The 16,538-nt window shown below is 64.2% G+C and carries 15 protein-coding genes; 12 read left to right on the top strand and 3 right to left on the bottom strand.

The window, feature by feature from the left end; all coding sequences use genetic code 11:
* Positions 1-2 precede the first annotated feature (2 nt).
* Positions 3-1,364 (bottom strand): NAD(P)-dependent oxidoreductase, encoded by a 1,362-nt coding sequence (locus tag ACED18_RS07120; RefSeq protein ID WP_377290365.1) that lies wholly within the window; start codon positions 1,362-1,364, stop codon positions 3-5.
* Positions 1,365-1,562: 198 nt separating this feature from the next.
* Between ACED18_RS07120 and ACED18_RS07115 the strand changes: the two genes are divergently transcribed.
* The 9 genes from ACED18_RS07115 (at position 1,563) to ACED18_RS07075 (ending at position 11,825) form a co-directional block, all read left to right on the top strand.
* Positions 1,563-2,516 (top strand): sugar-binding transcriptional regulator, encoded by a 954-nt coding sequence (locus tag ACED18_RS07115; RefSeq protein WP_377290363.1) that lies wholly within the window; start codon positions 1,563-1,565, stop codon positions 2,514-2,516.
* Positions 2,517-2,684: 168 nt separating this feature from the next.
* Positions 2,685-3,998, top strand: coding sequence for an ABC transporter substrate-binding protein (locus ACED18_RS07110; protein ID WP_377290361.1), 1,314 nt, complete (start codon positions 2,685-2,687; stop codon positions 3,996-3,998).
* A 362-nt stretch (positions 3,999-4,360) separates the two neighbouring features.
* Positions 4,361-5,233 (top strand): carbohydrate ABC transporter permease, encoded by an 873-nt coding sequence (locus ACED18_RS07105; RefSeq protein WP_377290359.1) that lies wholly within the window; start codon positions 4,361-4,363, stop codon positions 5,231-5,233.
* Positions 5,234-5,244: 11 nt separating this feature from the next.
* Entirely contained in the window at positions 5,245-6,069 is an 825-nt protein-coding gene (locus ACED18_RS07100; protein WP_377290357.1) for a carbohydrate ABC transporter permease, read from the top strand.
* Positions 6,070-6,097: 28 nt separating this feature from the next.
* On the top strand, positions 6,098-7,099 hold the full coding sequence (locus tag ACED18_RS07095; RefSeq protein WP_377290355.1) for an ABC transporter ATP-binding protein: 1,002 nt from the start codon (positions 6,098-6,100) through the stop codon (positions 7,097-7,099).
* Positions 7,096-7,869 (top strand): L-iditol 2-dehydrogenase, encoded by a 774-nt coding sequence (locus ACED18_RS07090; RefSeq protein ID WP_377290353.1) that lies wholly within the window; start codon positions 7,096-7,098, stop codon positions 7,867-7,869. The genes ACED18_RS07095 and ACED18_RS07090 overlap by 4 nt, the downstream gene beginning before the upstream one ends.
* A 132-nt stretch (positions 7,870-8,001) precedes the next feature.
* Positions 8,002-9,486 carry a mannitol dehydrogenase family protein gene (locus ACED18_RS07085; RefSeq protein ID WP_377290351.1) on the top strand — a complete coding sequence of 495 codons (1,485 nt, stop codon included), beginning with the start codon at positions 8,002-8,004 and terminating at the stop codon, positions 9,484-9,486.
* A 42-nt stretch (positions 9,487-9,528) separates the two neighbouring features.
* The gene (locus ACED18_RS07080) at positions 9,529-10,221 is read left to right on the top strand and encodes an HAD family hydrolase (protein ID WP_377290349.1); all 693 of its coding nucleotides are present in this window, start codon (positions 9,529-9,531) and stop codon (positions 10,219-10,221) included.
* A complete protein-coding gene (locus ACED18_RS07075) occupies positions 10,221-11,825 on the top strand; it encodes an FGGY-family carbohydrate kinase (RefSeq protein WP_377290347.1) in 1,605 nt (534 codons plus the stop codon). The genes ACED18_RS07080 and ACED18_RS07075 overlap by 1 nt, the downstream gene beginning before the upstream one ends.
* Before the next feature lie 251 nt (positions 11,826-12,076).
* Here the strand turns inward: ACED18_RS07075 and ACED18_RS07070 are convergent, their stop codons facing one another.
* Both ACED18_RS07070 and ACED18_RS07065 read right to left on the bottom strand, forming a co-directional pair.
* On the bottom strand, positions 12,077-13,087 hold the full coding sequence (locus tag ACED18_RS07070; protein ID WP_377290345.1) for a sensor histidine kinase: 1,011 nt from the start codon (positions 13,085-13,087) through the stop codon (positions 12,077-12,079).
* A gap of 146 nt (positions 13,088-13,233) precedes the next feature.
* Positions 13,234-14,028 (bottom strand): response regulator, encoded by a 795-nt coding sequence (locus ACED18_RS07065; protein ID WP_377290343.1) that lies wholly within the window; start codon positions 14,026-14,028, stop codon positions 13,234-13,236.
* Positions 14,029-14,169: 141 nt separating this feature from the next.
* On the opposite strand from ACED18_RS07065, the gene ACED18_RS07060 reads away from it, so the two are divergent.
* The 3 genes from ACED18_RS07060 to ACED18_RS07050 all read left to right on the top strand — a co-directional run bounded on the left by ACED18_RS07060 (position 14,170) and on the right by ACED18_RS07050 (position 16,537).
* Complete coding sequence (locus ACED18_RS07060; protein ID WP_377290341.1) at positions 14,170-14,364, top strand: NepR family anti-sigma factor; 195 nt, start codon at positions 14,170-14,172, stop codon at positions 14,362-14,364.
* 8 nt (positions 14,365-14,372) lie between these two features.
* On the top strand, positions 14,373-14,927 hold the full coding sequence (locus ACED18_RS07055) for an RNA polymerase sigma factor (RefSeq protein WP_149738254.1): 555 nt from the start codon (positions 14,373-14,375) through the stop codon (positions 14,925-14,927).
* A gap of 125 nt (positions 14,928-15,052) precedes the next feature.
* Positions 15,053-16,537, top strand: a complete 1,485-nt coding sequence (locus tag ACED18_RS07050; RefSeq protein WP_377290338.1) for a sensor histidine kinase — start codon at positions 15,053-15,055, stop codon at positions 16,535-16,537.
* The last annotated feature ends 1 nt before the right edge of the window (position 16,538 follow it).

Here is a 16,538-nt window from a genome sequence, read left to right as displayed (position 1 = left end):
TCTCAGGCCACGGCCGTGACGGGCGCTGCGGCGCTCATCAGGGCCCGGTTGATGCTTTCGGCCGCATCGCGACCCATGGCGACGCCCGAGACCGTCAGGTCCTGGCCGCCGAAGGCACAGTCGCCGCCGGCCCACACACCGGAAAGGGAGGTGCGGCCTTCGCCGTCCACGGCGATCTTGCCGCCCTGGAGCGCAAGGCCGTCGAGCGCGGGATTGTCGAGCCTCTGGCCGATGGCGACGAGGATCTGGTCGGCGGCAATCGCGCCGGTCTCGCCGGTGCCGGAAAGGCGGCCATCGACGAGCGCGGTATATTCCACCTCGATGCCGGCGACCTTGCCGTCCTTCTCGATGATCTGCTTCGGGGCCAGCCAGTGGCGGATGAAGACGCCCTTGGAGGCCGCGAGCTCCTGTTCGTAGACGGAAGCGTTCATCTGCTCCTTGCCGCGGCGGTAGCAGATCGTCACTTCCTCCGCGCCGAGCAGCTTGGCCTGCACGGCCGCGTCGATGGCGGTCATGCCGCCGCCGATCACGACGACGCGCCGGCCGACGGGAATGGTCGCCTTGTCGTCGGCGCTGCGCAGCCGCTCGATGAAATCGACGGCATCCTCGACGCCTTCGAGCGTTTCGCCTGCGACCCCCAGCGTGTTGACGCCGGCAAGGCCGAAGCCGAGAAAGACGGCGTCGTAGCGGGCCGAGAGATCGGCGAGCGTGAAATCGCGGCCGAGCGCCTTGCCGTTGACGACCTCGATGCCGCCAATGGCCAGCACGTAATCGACTTCGGCCTGGGCGAAATCGCCGGGCGCCTTGTAGGCGGCGATGCCGTATTCGTTGAGGCCGCCGGGCTTGGGGCGCGCGTCGTAGATGACGACGTCATGGCCGTTGAGAGCAAGACGGTGGGCGCAGGCAAGCCCGGCCGGGCCGGCGCCGACGACGGCGATCGTCTTGCCCGTGGCGGCGGCGCGGCTGTAGAACTGCATTCCGGCGGCCATGGCCGCGTCCGTCGCGTAGCGCTGCAGACGGCCGATCTCGACCGGGCGCTCCTCCGCGGTGTTGCGCACGCAGGCCTGCTCGCACAGCGTTTCGGTGGGACAGACGCGGGCGCACATGCCGCCCAAAATGTTCTGGTCGAAGATCGTCTTGGCCGAGCCGATCGGATTGCCGGTCGAGATCTGGCGGATGAAGAGCGGAATGTCGATTGCGGTCGGACAGGCCGTCATGCACGGCGCGTCGTGGCAGAAATAGCAGCGGTCGGAGGCAACCAGTGCCTCATGCCGGTCGAGCGGCGGATGGAGATCGGCGAAATTCGCCGCGTAATCGGCCGGCGCGAGGCGCCCCGCCGCAATCCCAGTCTGGTTCGTTCCCATTATCGGCTCCCAATGTTGTCTCAGGATGTCGAAACGGTAACACGGAAAATATTTTTATCAAACGGTAAAATATTGGTTCGGGCCTTTTCTCAATTCCTTGAAATCACGCGCTATTTTTCATTTCTGCTACTCCCTTTTGCAGGTGGTTTGACAGCATGCGGAAAAAAATGGCAGCAAAGTCGGATGTGAGGAAAGCCGATGGCCCGACGACCCGAAAGCACGACGAAACTGGATGATGCCGCCCGCGCGGGCTGGCTCTATTATGTCGCGGGCCGCACGCAGGACGAGATCGCCAGCCAGATGGGCATTTCCCGCCAGTCGGCACAGCGGCTGGTGTCGCTCGCCATGTCGGAGCGGTTGATCAAGGTGCGCCTCGATCACCCGATCGCGGCCTGTCTGGAGCTTGCGGCGGCGCTGAAGGCGCGGTTCGATCTCGGCCATGTCGAGGTGGTGCCGAGCGACCGGCAGTCCTCCTCCACCACGATCGGCATTGCAGAGGCCGCGGCGGAAGAGATCAGCCGCTGGCTGAAGACGGAACGGCCGATCATCATGGCGCTCGGCACGGGGCGGACCCTGAAGGCCGCTGTCGACCAGCTGGCGCCGATGGAATGCCCGCAGCACCGCATCGTCTCGCTCACCGGCAATATCGGCCGGGACGGGTCGGCGGCCTATTACAATGTCATCTTCTCCATGGCGGATGCGGTGAAGGCGCGGCATTTTCCCATGCCGCTGCCGGTGCTCGCCTCCACGCCGGAAGAGCGCGACATTCTCCACAAGCAGCAGCTGGTGCAGTCGGCGCTGGAGCTGGGGCGGGCGGCGGATGTCGCCTTCGTGGGCGTCGGCGAACTCGGGCCGGAGGCGCCGCTGGTGCTGGACGGCTTCCTGGAGCGCGAGGAGATGATGCGCCTCATCGCGGAAGGGGCCTGCGGGGAGATCTGCGGCTGGATGTTCGACGGTGAGGGACGGCTGATCGAGCGCGGCGCCAACGAGCGGGTCGCGTCCGTGCCGCTGCCGTCCCGCGACAGTGCCTCGGTGATCGGGATTGCCATGGGGCCGCGCAAGCTCCCGGCCCTTGCCGCCGCGCTCAAGGGTCGTGTCGTCAACGGCATCATCACGGATGAGGCGACGGCGCGGGCGATTCTCGGCGCCTGATCCACAGGCGCGGCCGTCGCCGGTAATCAGAAATTTCTCTTTCCAAACAATGACGAGACATTGTCCTTCGGCAGTGCAGCGACGATTGCTGTTGACAGTTCGCGGCAATTTGTGGGTAATTGCTCACGAGCGAAGCAAATGCTCACTCTTGCTTCTGGGAGGAAGACCATGAATTTGAAAGCTGTGTTGCTGGGCACCTGCTCGGCTGTTGTACTGTGCGGCCTTGCCCATGCTGAAACCTTGACGATTGCGACCGTGAACAATGGCGACATGGTTCGCATGCAAGGACTGACGTCCGAATTCACCGCGAAGAACCCCGACATCCAGATCGAGTGGGTCACGCTGGAAGAAAACGTGCTCCGCGAGCGCGTCACCACCGACATCGCCACCAAGGGTGGCCAGTACGACATCATGACGATCGGCACCTACGAGGTTCCGATCTGGGCCAAGCAGGGCTGGCTTCTGCCGCTCGACAATCTCGGCGCCGACTATGACGTCGACGACCTGCTGCCGGCCATCCGTTCGGGCCTGACCGGCGAAGACGGCAAGCTCTATGCCGCGCCCTTCTACGGTGAAAGCTCCTTCGTCATGTACCGCAAGGACCTGATGGAGAAGGCCGGGCTCACCATGCCCGACGCGCCCACCTGGGACTTCATCGCCGACGCCGCCCGCAAGATGACCGACCGCAATGCCGGCATCAACGGCATCTGCTTGCGCGGCAAGGCCGGCTGGGGCGAGAACATGGCCTTCCTGACGGCAACGGCAAATGCGTTCGGCGCCCGCTGGTTCGACGAAAACTGGAAGCCGCAGTTCGACCAGCCGGAATGGAAGAACACGCTCGATTTCTACGTCAAGCTGATGAACGACGCCGGCCCGCAGGGTGCTTCCTCGAACGGCTTCAACGAAAATCTGGCGCTCTTCCAGCAGGGCAAGTGCGGCATGTGGATCGACGCCACCGTGGCGGCGTCCTTCGTGACCAACCCGAAGGACTCGACGGTTGCCGACAAGGTGGGCTTCGCGCTCGCTCCGGATACCGGTCTTGGCAAGCGCGGCAACTGGCTGTGGGCCTGGAGCCTTGCGGTTCCCGCCGGCTCGCAGAAGTCTGCTTCTGCCGAGAAGTTCATCTCCTGGGCAACCAGCAAGGCCTATGCCGAGCTCGTCGCGTCCAAGGAAGGCTGGGCAAACGTTCCTCCGGGCACGCGCACCTCGCTCTATGAAAATCCGGAATACCAGAAGGCAGCGCCTTTTGCGAAGATGACCATCGACTCCATCAACGCCGCCGACCCGAAGAAGCCGACGGTAAAGCCGGTGCCCTATGTCGGCGTGCAGTTCGTGGCCATTCCGGAGTTCCAGAGCCTTGGCACGACCGTCGGCCAGCTCTTCTCGGCCGCCCTTGCGGGACAGTCGAGCGTGGATGATGCGCTCGCCCAGGCCCAGCAGGTGACCGAGCGCGAAATGACCCGCGCCGGCTACATCAAGTAAGCCATCAAGCTCCAAAGGACGGCTCGCCCGGCAGCAGCCGGACCAGCCAAGCCGGCCTCTTCCGCAAGGGGGAGGCCGGTCCTTCCGCAGGGCATTCCGCCAGGCGGACAGGGTTGCGCGACGCCAGAGTCGAACCTCAAGATGCGCCTGAGCATCTTGGAATACAGGCGAAATCTACCATCCGTCATCCTCGGGCTTGACCCGAGGATCCATGGCCACACCCGTAAGCGCTTGAAAAAGTGGATCCTCGGGTCAAGCCCGAGGATGACGTCGAGGAGATGTTCGGCCTTACAGGAACGTTATGCGGAAGGCCTCCCCGCACAGATGGCAGCGGGGCGCTTCACGGGGGAGGAGATTTCATCATGTCGACCCGCAACACGCAGGGACTGGCCCGAGCCATGATGGCGCCGTCCGTCGTCCTGCTTCTCATCTGGATGATCGTGCCGCTGGCGATGACGCTGTGGTTCTCGTTCCAGAACTACAATCTCCTCAATCCCGCCAATGTGAGCTTCACCGGGCTCTTCAATTATCAGTATTTCTACACCGACCCGGCCTTCTTCCAGTCGATCTGGAACACGCTGGTCATTGTCGGCGGCGTGCTTCTCATCACCGTCGTGGGCGGCACGGCGATCGCGCTTCTGCTCGACCAGCCGATGTTCGGGCAGGGCATCGTGCGCATCATGATCATCTCGCCCTTCTTCGTCATGCCGCCGGTGGCGGCGCTGATCTGGAAGAACATGATCATGCATCCGGAATACGGCGTGCTGGCCGACATCAACCGTTCCCTCGGCTTCCAGCCGGTGGACTGGTTCGCGCAATATCCGCTGCTTGCCATCGTCATCATCGTCGCCTGGCAGTGGCTGCCGTTTGCGACGCTCATCCTGCTGACCGCGCTGCAGTCCCTCGACGGCGAGCAGAAGGAAGCGGCCGAGATGGACGGTGCGGGCTTCGTGTCGCGCTTCATCTACCTGACGCTGCCGCATCTGGCGCGCGCCATGACGGTCGTCATCCTCATCCAGACGATCTTCCTGCTTGGCGTCTACGCGGAAATCCTCGTCACCACCAATGGCGGGCCGGGCTATGCCTCGACCAATCTCGCCTTCCTCATCTATCGCACCGCGCTTCTCGGCTACGACGTCGGCGGCGCCTCGGCCGGCGGTATCATCGCCGTCATCCTCGCCAATATCGTCGCCTTCTTCCTGATGCGCGCCGTCGGCAAGAACCTCGATCGCTAAGGGAGCAAAAGATGGCCCGCGCCGTTTCCACCCGCCGCAAGTTCGCCGCCACGATCGCCGCCTGGGCTGTCGCGCTCGTGATCTTCTTCCCGATCCTCTACACGGTCATCACCTCCATCAAGACCGAAGGCGAGGCCATCTCGGGCTTCCACCTGATCCCGTCCTTCACGCTGGAGAACTATGTCACCGTCCAGACGCAGAAGGACTACTTCAAGCCCTTCATGAACTCGGTGGTGCTGTCGCTCGGCTCCACGCTGCTGGCGCTTCTGATCGCGGTGCCCTCGGCCTGGGCCATGGCCTTTTCGCCGACGAAGCGCACCAAGGACATCCTGATGTGGATGCTCTCCACCAAGATGATGCCGGCGGTGGCGGTGCTGGTGCCGTTCTACCTGATGTTCCGCGATTTCGGCCTGCTCGACACCCGCATCGGCCTCATCGCCATGCTGACCATGATCAACCTGCCGATCGTGGTGTGGATGCTCTACACGTATTTTCGCGAAATTCCGGGCGAGATCCTGGAAGCGGCCCGCATGGACGGCGCCTCGCTCTGGGGCGAGATCGTCTACGTGCTGACGCCGATGGCGGTGCCGGGCATTGCCTCGACCATGCTGCTCAACATCATTCTCGCCTGGAACGAGGCCTTCTGGACCATCCGTCTGACGACCACCAATGCTGCGCCACTGACGGCTTTCATCGCGTCCTTCTCCAGTCCTCAGGGGCTGTTCTGGGCGAAGCTTTCGGCTGCATCGACGCTCGCCATCGCGCCGATCCTCATCATGGGCTGGTTCAGCCAGAAGCAGCTGGTCCGCGGCCTGACCTTCGGCGCCGTCAAGTAAAACACGTCTTACCGCGGGGAGCGGGCATATGGGCAAGATCATCCTCAAGAATGTCACCAAGTCCTTCGGCGCGACGACCGTCATTCCGGACATCAACCTGACGATCAATGACGGCGAGTTCGTCGTCTTCGTCGGTCCGTCCGGCTGCGGCAAGTCCACGCTGCTGCGCCTGATCGCCGGTCTCGAGGACACATCGAGCGGCGTCATCGAGATCGACGGGCGCGACGTGACGGCGGAAGCGCCGGCCAAGCGCGGGCTGGCCATGGTGTTCCAGTCCTACGCGCTCTATCCGCATATGAGCGTGCGCAACAACATCGCCTTCCCGCTGAAGATGGCCAAGACCGATCCGGCCATCATCGAGAAGAAGGTGACGGAAGCCGCGCGCGTTCTCAACCTCAGCGCCTATCTCGACCGGCGACCGGGGCAGCTGTCCGGCGGCCAGCGCCAGCGCGTGGCGATCGGCCGGGCCATCGTGCGCGAGCCCTCGGCCTTCCTCTTCGACGAGCCGCTGTCGAACCTAGATGCGGCGCTGCGCGGCACGATGCGGCTGGAAATCTCCGAACTGCACCAGACGCTCAAGACAACGATGATCTACGTCACCCATGACCAGGTGGAGGCCATGACCATGGCCGACAAGATCGTGGTTCTGAATGCCGGGCGCATCGAGCAGGTCGGCTCGCCGCTCGATCTCTACAACAGGCCCGACAATCTCTTCGTCGCCGGCTTCATCGGTTCGCCGCGCATGAATTTCGTTCCGGCAGCCAAGGCCGGCATTTCTGACGCGCATACGGTCGGCATCCGACCCGAGCACATTCGCATCAGCGGGGAAAAGGGCACGTTCCGCGGTACGGTCGGCGTTGCCGAGCATCTGGGCGCCGACACCTTCCTGCACGTCAATGTCGATGGCGTCGGGACCATGACGGTGCGTGCCGGGGGCGAAGTTCCGGTGTCGCATGGCGATATCATCTACCTGACGCCCGATATCGGGCGCGTGCACCGTTTCAATGACAAGGGAGTTGCAATCCGATGAAGAGACTGGACGGCAAGAGCGCCATCATCACGGGTGCTGCGCGCGGCATCGGCCGGGCGTTTGCCGAAGCCTATGTGCGCGAGGGTGCGACCGTTGCGGTCGCCGATATCGACATGGAACGCGCCAGCGCCACGGCAGCCGATCTCGGCCCGCAGGCCTATGCGGTGAAGATCGACGTCTCGAACCAGGAGTCCATCGATGCGGCCGTTTCGGCGTGCGTCGAAAGGGCCGGCGGTATCGACATCCTCGTCAACAATGCCGCGATCTTCGATCTGGCGCCGATCGTCGAGATCACCCGCAAGAGCTACCAGCGGATCTTCGACATCAATGTCGCCGGCACGCTGTTCACGCTGCAGGCGGTCGCCAAGCAGATGATCGCGCAGGGCCGCGGCGGCAAGATCATCAACATGGCGAGCCAGGCCGGCCGTCGCGGCGAGGCGCTGGTCGGCGTCTACTGCGCCTCCAAGGCTGCCGTCATTTCGCTGACCCAGTCGGCCGGCCTCGATCTCATCAAGCACGGCATTCGCGTCAACGGCATCGCGCCAGGCGTGGTGGGCAGCGAGATGTGGGACGAGGTGGACGCGCTGTTTGCCAAGTACGAGAACCGGCCGCTCGGCGAAAAGAAGCGCCTCGTCGGCGAGGCCGTGCCGCTCGGGCGCATGGGCACGCCGGAAGACTTGGCCGGCATGGCCGTGTTCCTCGCCTCCAGTGAGGCCGACTACATCGTCGCCCAGACCTACAATGTCGATGGCGGCAACTGGATGAGCTGATATATGCGCTGTTGCGCATGACATTTGTATGGAAAGGCAACGATGTCCGTTTCCTTTCCCGGGCCGCGCGCAAGGCAGGGGCGCGGCTCTACAGACCGTTATCGGCGGACGACCGCTTGTGAGGATGAGACCATGACGACCAGACTTTCGCTCGGCACGCTCGATGCCATCAGCAAGACGGCGACGGTGCCCGCCTACAGGCGCGACCAGCTTTCGGCCGGCATCCTGCATTTCGGCGTCGGCAACTTCCACCGCGCCCATCAGGCGGTCTATCTGGACGATCTCTTCAATCTCGGCCTCGACCACGACTGGGCGATCGTGGGTGCAGGCGTGCTGGCCTCCGACGCGGCCATGAAGGACAAGCTCGCGGCGCAGGACTACCTCACGACCGTGGTCGAGCAGGACAACAACAAGAGCGGCGCACGCGTCACCGGCGCCATGATCGATTTCGTCACGCCCGGCGATCCGGCCGCGATCATCGCGCGGCTTGCCGATCCGGCCATCCGCATCGTCTCGCTGACGATCACCGAGGGCGGCTATTTCATCAATCCGGCGTCGGGCCATTTCGATCCGGCCCATCCCGCGATCGCGGCTGATGGTGCCAATCCCGATGCGCCGAAGACGGTGTTCGGCCTGATCGTCGCGGGTCTGAAGGCCCGCAAGGCCGCCGGCGTCGCGCCCTTTACCGTCATGTCCTGCGACAACATTCCCGGCAATGGCGAGGTCACCCATGCCGCCGTCTCCGGTCTGGCGCGGCTGTCGGATGCTGGCTTCGCGGACTGGATCGATGCGAATGTCGCTTTCCCGAACGGGATGGTCGACCGCATCACGCCCGCGACCGGCCAGCGCGAAATCGGGATTGCGGCTTCGGACTATGGCATTGACGATGCCTGGCCAGTGTTCTGCGAGGAATTCAAGCAGTGGGTGCTGGAAGACAATTTCCCCCTCGGTCGCCCCGCACTCGAGAAGGTCGGCGTGCAGTTCGTGCCTGACGTGGCGCCCTACGAGCACATGAAGATCCGTATCCTCAACGGCGGCCATGCGGCGATCGCCTATCCGGCCTCGCTGCTCGACATCCATTTCGTGCATGAGGCGATGGAGGATGACGACATCCGCGCCTTCCTCGCCAAGCTCGAACATGACGAGATCATCGCCGTCGTGCCGCCGGTGCCGGACACCGATCTCAATGACTACTTCAAGCTGATCGAGACCCGCTTTCTGAACCCCAAGATCGGCGACACGATCCCGCGGCTTGCGCAGGACGGCTCCAACCGCCAGCCGAAATTCATCCTGCCGTCGGCGGCCGACCGGCTGGCGCGGGGCGAGGATGTCGTCGGGCTTTCGCTGGTGTCGGCGCTGTGGTGCCGCTATTTCGCCGGCACATCCGACAGCGGCAAGGCGATCGTCTTCAACGATGCCAGCGCCGAGCGGCTTCAGGCGGCGGCTCTTGCAGCCAAAACCGATCCGGATGCCTTCCTTGCGCTCTCCGACATCTTCGGCGATGTTGGCCGCTCGGATCTTTTCCGTCGGCGCTTTGCCCATGCGCTCGCAACCCTGTGGGAGAAGGGCACGCGCCAGACGCTCAAACTGTATGTCGAGGGACGGCTGGCGGACTGAGGCCGCCGGCGGCTTTCGAGCGACCGTGGAGACGTGACTGACATGGACTGGACGCCGCCCGCGCTGGTGATCTTCGATTGCGATGGCGTGCTCGTCGACAGCGAGCCGATCTCCATGGACGTGATGCTCAGCGTTCTCTCCGAGGCGGGTGTCGAGATGACGACCGAGGAGGCGACCCATCGCTTTCTCGGCCGCAGCATGAAGACGATCACCACCATTCTCCATGATGAGTTCGGCCTTCGCGCCGACGAGGCGATGCTGGAGGCGATGCGGGCGCGGCTTTACGATCGTTTCCGTGCGGAGTTGCAGCCCGTGGAGGGCATTGCCGAGGCAATCGACGGGCTGGATGTGCCGCATTGCGTTGCTTCCTCGAGTCAGCCGGAGCGCATTCGCCTGTCGCTCGGCGTCACGGGCCTGCTCGACCGGTTCGAGCCGAACATCTTCAGCGCGACGATGGTCGAGCACGGCAAGCCGGCACCCGACCTCTTTCTTCATGCCAGCCGCGCCATGGGTGTCGCGCCTTCCGACTGCATCGTCATCGAGGACAGTCCGGCCGGCATCGTGGCGGCACGGGCGGCGGGCATGCGGGTCTTCGCATTTGCCGGCGCCGGCCACTCCCGCAATGACCGGCATCGCGCGGTGCTTTCGGATCTCGGGCCAGACCTGCTGTTTGACGATATGCGCGCACTGGTCCACCTTGTGCGTGAAAAACAGGTCAACGGAAAAGCCATTTGATGCGTGACCTCGTCATCGCCCCGCGTGATCTCGTGATCGCGGTCGATATCGGCACGGGCAGCGCGCGTGCCGGCGTCTTTGACGTGCAGGGTGCTCTTCTGGCGCGTGCCGATCATCCGATCGCCATCAACAGGCCGGGCGAGGGCCGGGCCGAGCAGGATTCCGATGACATCTGGGAGGCCGTCTGCGCGGCCGTGAGGACGGCCAGGGCAGAGGCGGGCGTCGAAGCCGCACGGATTGCCGGCATCGGCTTCGATGCAACCTGTTCGCTCGTGGTGCGCGACGCGGATGGGCGCAAGATTTCGGTGAACGAGGCGGGCGAAGCGCGCTGGGATACGATCGTCTGGCTCGATCACCGCGCCAGCGCGGAGGCTGAAACCTGTACGGAGATCGGCCATCCCGTCGTGGTCGGCTCCGGTACGGTGATGTCGCCGGAGATGCAGATGCCGAAGCTCATGTGGCTGAAGCGGCACCTGCCGGAGCGCTGGGCCCAGGCCGGCCTCGTCTTCGATCTCGCCGATTTCATGTCATGGCGGGCGACCGGCTCGCCGATGCGCTCACGATGCACGCTGACGGCCAAGTGGAACTACGGGGGTCGCCCCGGTCGCGGCTGGGACGCCAGCTTTCTCGACGCCATCGGACTTTCCGACATCAAGGCCCGCTGCGGCCTGACGGATGAGGCCCTGCCGGTGGGGGCTGCGGTCGGCCAGTTGACGGCGGAGGCTGCTTGCGGACTTGGGCTCGACACGGACTGCGTGGTCGCAAGTGGGCTGATCGATGCCTATGCGGGTGCGCTCGGTGTTCTCGGCGGCCAGGCGGAGGATGCCGGCGCGCTGAAGCGGCACATGGCGCTGATCGGCGGCACCTCGGCCTGTCTCGTCGCCTTTTCGGATGCGTCTGATCCCGTCCGGGGGCTTTGGGGGCCTTATTACGAGGCTGTGCTGCCCGGGCTTTCGCTTGTCGAGGGCGGCCAGTCGGCCGCCGGTGCGCTGCTCGACCACATCGTGCGTCTGCATGGTGCCGGCCTGACGCCGGACACGGAAACGCACCGGCGCATCATCGCCCGCATCGCGCAGTTGCGGGCCGAGCAGGGCGCGTCCTTCGGCGAAAGGCTGCATGTTCTGCCCGATTTCCACGGCAATCGCTCGCCGCATGCCGATCCCGCAGCACTCGGGGTCATCTCGGGGCTGACGCTCGACAGTTCCTTCGATGCCCTTTGCCGGCTCTACTGGCGCACGCTCGTCGGTCTGGCGCTCGGCATCCGCCAGATCCTCGACCTCATGGCAGGGGCCGGCTATCCCGCCGAGACATTGCATGTAACCGGCGGGCATGTACGCAACCCGCTGCTGGTCGAGCTTTACGCCGATATCACCGGCTGCCGGATCGTGGTGCCGAAAACGCCGGATGCCGTACTGCTCGGCACTGCGATGGCCGCGAGCGTTGCGGCGGGTTGCCATGCCGACCTCGTCCGTGCGGGGCTTGCCATGCGGCCTGAAGGCGAGGTCAGGACGCCTTCGCCGGAGCGCGCGCGTCTCTACGACCGTGACTATGCGGCTTTCCTGCTGATGCAGCGGCAGCGCGCGGAGATCGATGCGCTGGCATAGGCGCAAAAAAATCGCATGCTGTAGGGAACCAAGTTCAGTGTCGCCTCGTTCTAGGGGTGTTCCTGATGCGTGCATGCCCCCAACTGCACGTCCGATGCATCGGAACGATCCAACTCACGCCCCCCGGTGAGTTGCGAAAAATCAGCCAGTGCCCCCCCTCGGCACTGGCTGTTCTTTTTTGTGCTGTGTATCGCGCCGGCGACAAGCCAATCGGGCTCACGCTGTTCTGCGTCCGCCCAGGCCCGGGCATCTCAGCCGGCGATGATCTCGTATTCGTTGGCGGGAATGGTCAGCCGGTATTCCACGCTGTGCTTCTCCGGCCGGTATTGCGACGCGCCGCCGACGGCGGTGGGGACGACACGTTCCAGTACGGTGCGGGCAAAACCGCGCGCTTCGCCCGCGTCGTCGCTACCGGTGTCCGGCCGGTCCTCTCGCCAGACCAGATCGATGGCGTCCTTTTCCTTGAAGGTCGTCGGCTCCGTGCTGATGTCGATCGGCTTTTCTCCGGCCGCAAGCGCGCCGTTCGTTGCGGAATTGACGATGAGTTCGTGGAGCGCGAGGCCGACATGCAGGGCGGCGTTCGGTGTGAGGCGGATATCGGTGCCGCTGCGGCGGACAGCCTCGCGCGCATCACCGGCGTAGGAGGTCATCTGCTGGTCGATGAGTTCGAAGAGATCTGCGCCGCGCCAGCTGGAATCGGTCACGAGATCCTGCGACTTTGAGAGCGAATGCAGGCGACCGCGAAACTGGGTCAGGAAGGCATCCAGCGAGTGGGCCTGACGGGCGGTCTGGGTGGCGATGCCCTGGATGATGGCGAGCAGGTTCTTGGAGCGGTGGCTGAGTTCGCGCAGCAGCGTCTTCAGCACCTTTTCCCTGTGGCGGGTCTCGGAGATGTCGGTGAAAACCAGCAGAACGCCTTTGTCGTCACCGGCTTCCAGCCATTCGAGGTCGATACGGTAGCTGCGCGCCCCGTCATTGGCGGCCATGTCGAGTTCGAGGGATTGGGGTGCTGCGCCCGGGATGGTGGCGCCAAGTGCCGAGCGGAACGTATCGCCCGCTTCCGACTGGAAAAGAAGCCCGGCATCACCGTCCTCCTCCATGAGGCTCGCAAGGGGCCCCGAGAGATTTTCGGCCGCAATCAGCCGCCCATCGCCGCGCTGGAACCGGAAGGCTGCTCCGCTTCGGGAAAGCACCGTTCTGAGGACCCGTTCCACAGGGTGCATGTCATCGTTTTGCTGCGTTCCGTCCGCCGTATCAGTCACGGTCTGCCTCATTGTTGTCGCCCGCGGTCAGCAGAAGACAGTGCGCGGACAGTGGGCGCCGCCGGACGGGTTCAAGGCGGCGCACCATTGCGATTGCGGATAAGCTAGGGGAGTGCGGGGCCACCGCAAGGGGCGGCCCTGCAGGATCAGGCGGCTGCCTTGGTGGATTCGTTGAAGAACAGGGCCTGGCTGATCAGCGCCTTGACCATGTCCGGGTTGAACGGCTTCGTCACCAGGAAGGTCGGCTCCGGGCGCTCGCCGGTCAGCAGACGCTCCGGGAAGGCGGTGATGAAGATCACCGGGATGGCGGCCGTCTTGAGGATATCGTTGACGGCGTCGATGCCGGACGAGCCGTCGGCGAGCTGGATGTCGGCGAGCACCATGCTCGGGCGTGTGTTCTTGTAGAGCGTCACCGCTTCCTCATGGGTGCGTGCGATGCCGACGACGCGGTGTCCAAGGCTTTCCACCATTTGCTCGATATCGATGGCAATCAGCGGTTCGTCCTCAATGATCATGATGTCGGTCGCAACCTGGCGCGAGATTTCGTGAGAGGCGCGGTCGAGGACGGAGGAAATCTGGCGTGCATCGATATCGAGGATATCGGCAGCCTCCGCCGGCTGGAAGCCTTCGACGGCCACGAGCAGGAAGGCCTGGCGGGCGAGCGGCGAGACGCTGGCGAGATTGAGCGAGGCGCGTTGTTCCCAGGCGAAGGGCGAGACGGGCTCGGGGATATCGAGCGAGGTCTGGCCATAGAGCTTGGTGAAGAGGCGGAACAGCGCGACACGGTCGTTATCGGAATCCGGGAATATCGAGATATCGGCAATCAGCGCCTCCAGCACGGCGGCGACATAGGCATCGCCCGATGTCTGGGAGCCCGTCAGGGCACGCGAGTAACGACGCAGGTACGGAAGGTAAGGCGCGATCCGGGTGGACAAGGACATTCAAAAAACTCCCTCATGCGGGGGTGTTCATCCCCCAATGGTGCCAGAACGCAAATCTTAAAAAAAGGTTCCGGGGGCTGGAACAAAAAATGACGCCGCGCATTACTGGTCAGGAAAATGTGCACAGGATGGCATCCGATTATGAAACACCAGCACGGGGAGGGGCGTCCGCCGGTACGCACGGTTGCGACCGACGACCCCAACGCGCAGATCGCAACACGGCTGCGGTCTCTTTACCTATCGGTTCAGGAAGAGGCGATTCCGGCTCGCTTCCTGGATTTGCTCGAGCAGCTCGACGCCGTCGAGCAGGGCTCGAAGAAGAGCTCCAACGAGTGAGCCCCAGCATGGAACCCGAAAAGACGAGCTTCAAGCGCGAAATGCTCGCGGCCTTGCCGAGCCTGCGCGCCTTTGCCATGTCCCTCATCGGTCGCCACGACAAGGCGGACGACCTCGTGCAGGATACCATCATGAAGGCCTGGGCCAAGCAGGACCACTTCGAGATGGGCACCAACATGAAGGCATGGCTCTTCACCATCCTCCGCAACGAACTCTACAGCCAGTTGCGCAAGCGGGGCCGTGAGGTGCAGGATAGCGACGGCTACTTCACCGAATCGCTTGCTCAGCACCCTTCGCAATACGGGTCGCTGGACATGCAGGATTTCCGCAAAGCTCTGGACATGCTGCCGCCCGACCAGCGTGAGGCGATCATCCTTGTCGGAGCGTCGGGCTTTTCCTACGAAGAGGCCGCTGAAATCTGCGGTTGCGCGCTCGGCACGATCAAGAGCCGCGTGAACCGCGCCCGCCAGCGGCTTCAGGATTTGCTGAAGGTGAACGGCGAGCACGAATACGGGCCGGATGCGACATCCGCGCCGCTGACATCCCGCGCCTTCGTGTCGTAGGCCAGCGGCATAGTGATGCCCGCGAGCGATGCGGTGGCTCGCAGGCAGGACGAGTCAAACGAGGCCGGCGGGGGATACCCGCCGGTCTTCGCATGAGGGACGAATTGGTTGAAACGGACACCTTGATGACTTTGGGCGCGCAGGATCTGATGGTGGCTCCCCCGCGTCTTGACGTGCTCAGCACGGTCGTGCCCCATCCAGATCGGGCGGACGATGACTTCCGCGATCTTGCCAGCATGGCGGCAACCGCCTTTTCCGCGCCGATCGGACTGGTGACGCTGGTCGGCGATCGCATCCAGTGGTTCGTCGCGGCCGAGGGAACAAAGGAGACCCAGGCGCCCGCCGATATCTCCTTTTGCGTCCACACGCTGACGGTTCCGGATGGCGAGATCTTTTCCGTGATGGATGCGACAGCCGATGCGCGCTTTTCGGGTCACCCGCATGTGGCAGGCGGGCCGAAGCTGCGCTTTTATGCCGGCGCGCCCATCCTCGTGCATGGTCAGCCGATTGGAACGGTATGCGTCTTCGACGTGGTCGCACGCGACGGCGTCTCGCCTGACCAGACGGCGCAGCTTCTGCGGTTGTCACGCATTGCGGCGCGGCTCTTCGAAATGAAGGATGTGACGAGGCGCCATCAGGCCGCAGAGGCGGCTGTCGCGCGCGAGGAGCAGCGCCATGCCGCTGCACTTGAAGCCGCCCAGGTCGGCCGCTGGCTTTGGGACATTCGCCGCGGCACCGTCCAGGGCAACAAGACGCTCGCCTGCATGTTCGGTCTGCCGCAGGCAAGCGAGATTTCCGCGGCAGCGCTGCTGAACGCCATCGATCCCGCCGACCGCCCGGCCATGCTGCGCCAGCTGAAAGCGGCAGCGCGCGGAACGGAGGACTATGACGGCACCTTCCGCATTCCTTCCAAAAATCGCTTCCTTCTGGGGCGCGGGCGCGTCTACGAGCGCGACGCCAGCGGCAAGCCGACCCATCTACTGGGTGTCACTTTCGACGTGACCGAGCAGCAGACGTCGGCGCGGCGCACCAAGCTCCTGTTGCGCGAATTGAACCACCGCGTGAAGAATACGCTCGCCATGCTGCAGTCCCTTGCCCGCCAGACGTTGCGGCGGACCAGCGACCCAGAACAGTTCATGACGGCCTTTGCCGGCCGCCTTCAGGCGATCTCCGAGTCCCACGGCCTGTTGTCGGACCACGAATGGGGTTCGATCCGGCTTTCGGCGCTGCTGCAAAAGCAGCTTCTGCCGCATGTGCGCGACTATGAGGGGCAGATCGAGATCCACAAGGACGAGATCGAACTCGGGCCGGACCAGGCCCTCGGGCTTGGTCTCGTTCTGCATGAGCTGGCCACGAATGCGACGAAATATGGTTCCCTTTCGGTGCCGACGGGCAAGGTCGTGATCACGGCGCGACGGATCGAGGAGGAAGGGGTCGGTCTCCTGAACCTGACCTGGACGGAAATCGGCGGGCCGCAGGTCGAAACGCCCGACAAGCGTGGTTTCGGCTCCATCCTCATCGAGCGCAGCCTGGACAAGGTTCTGGGCAGTGCAGTCTCCGTCACCTATCTGCCTTCCGGCTTGACGGCGCTGATCCGCCTGCCGCTCTGAG

The sequence above is a fragment of the Rhizobium sp. SG2393 genome, from assembly GCF_042610495.1.
Lineage (GTDB): Bacteria > Pseudomonadota > Alphaproteobacteria > Rhizobiales > Rhizobiaceae > RU20A.
Note: the sequence above shows the minus strand (reverse complement) of the source record. Positions and strands in the feature narration are given on the sequence as shown.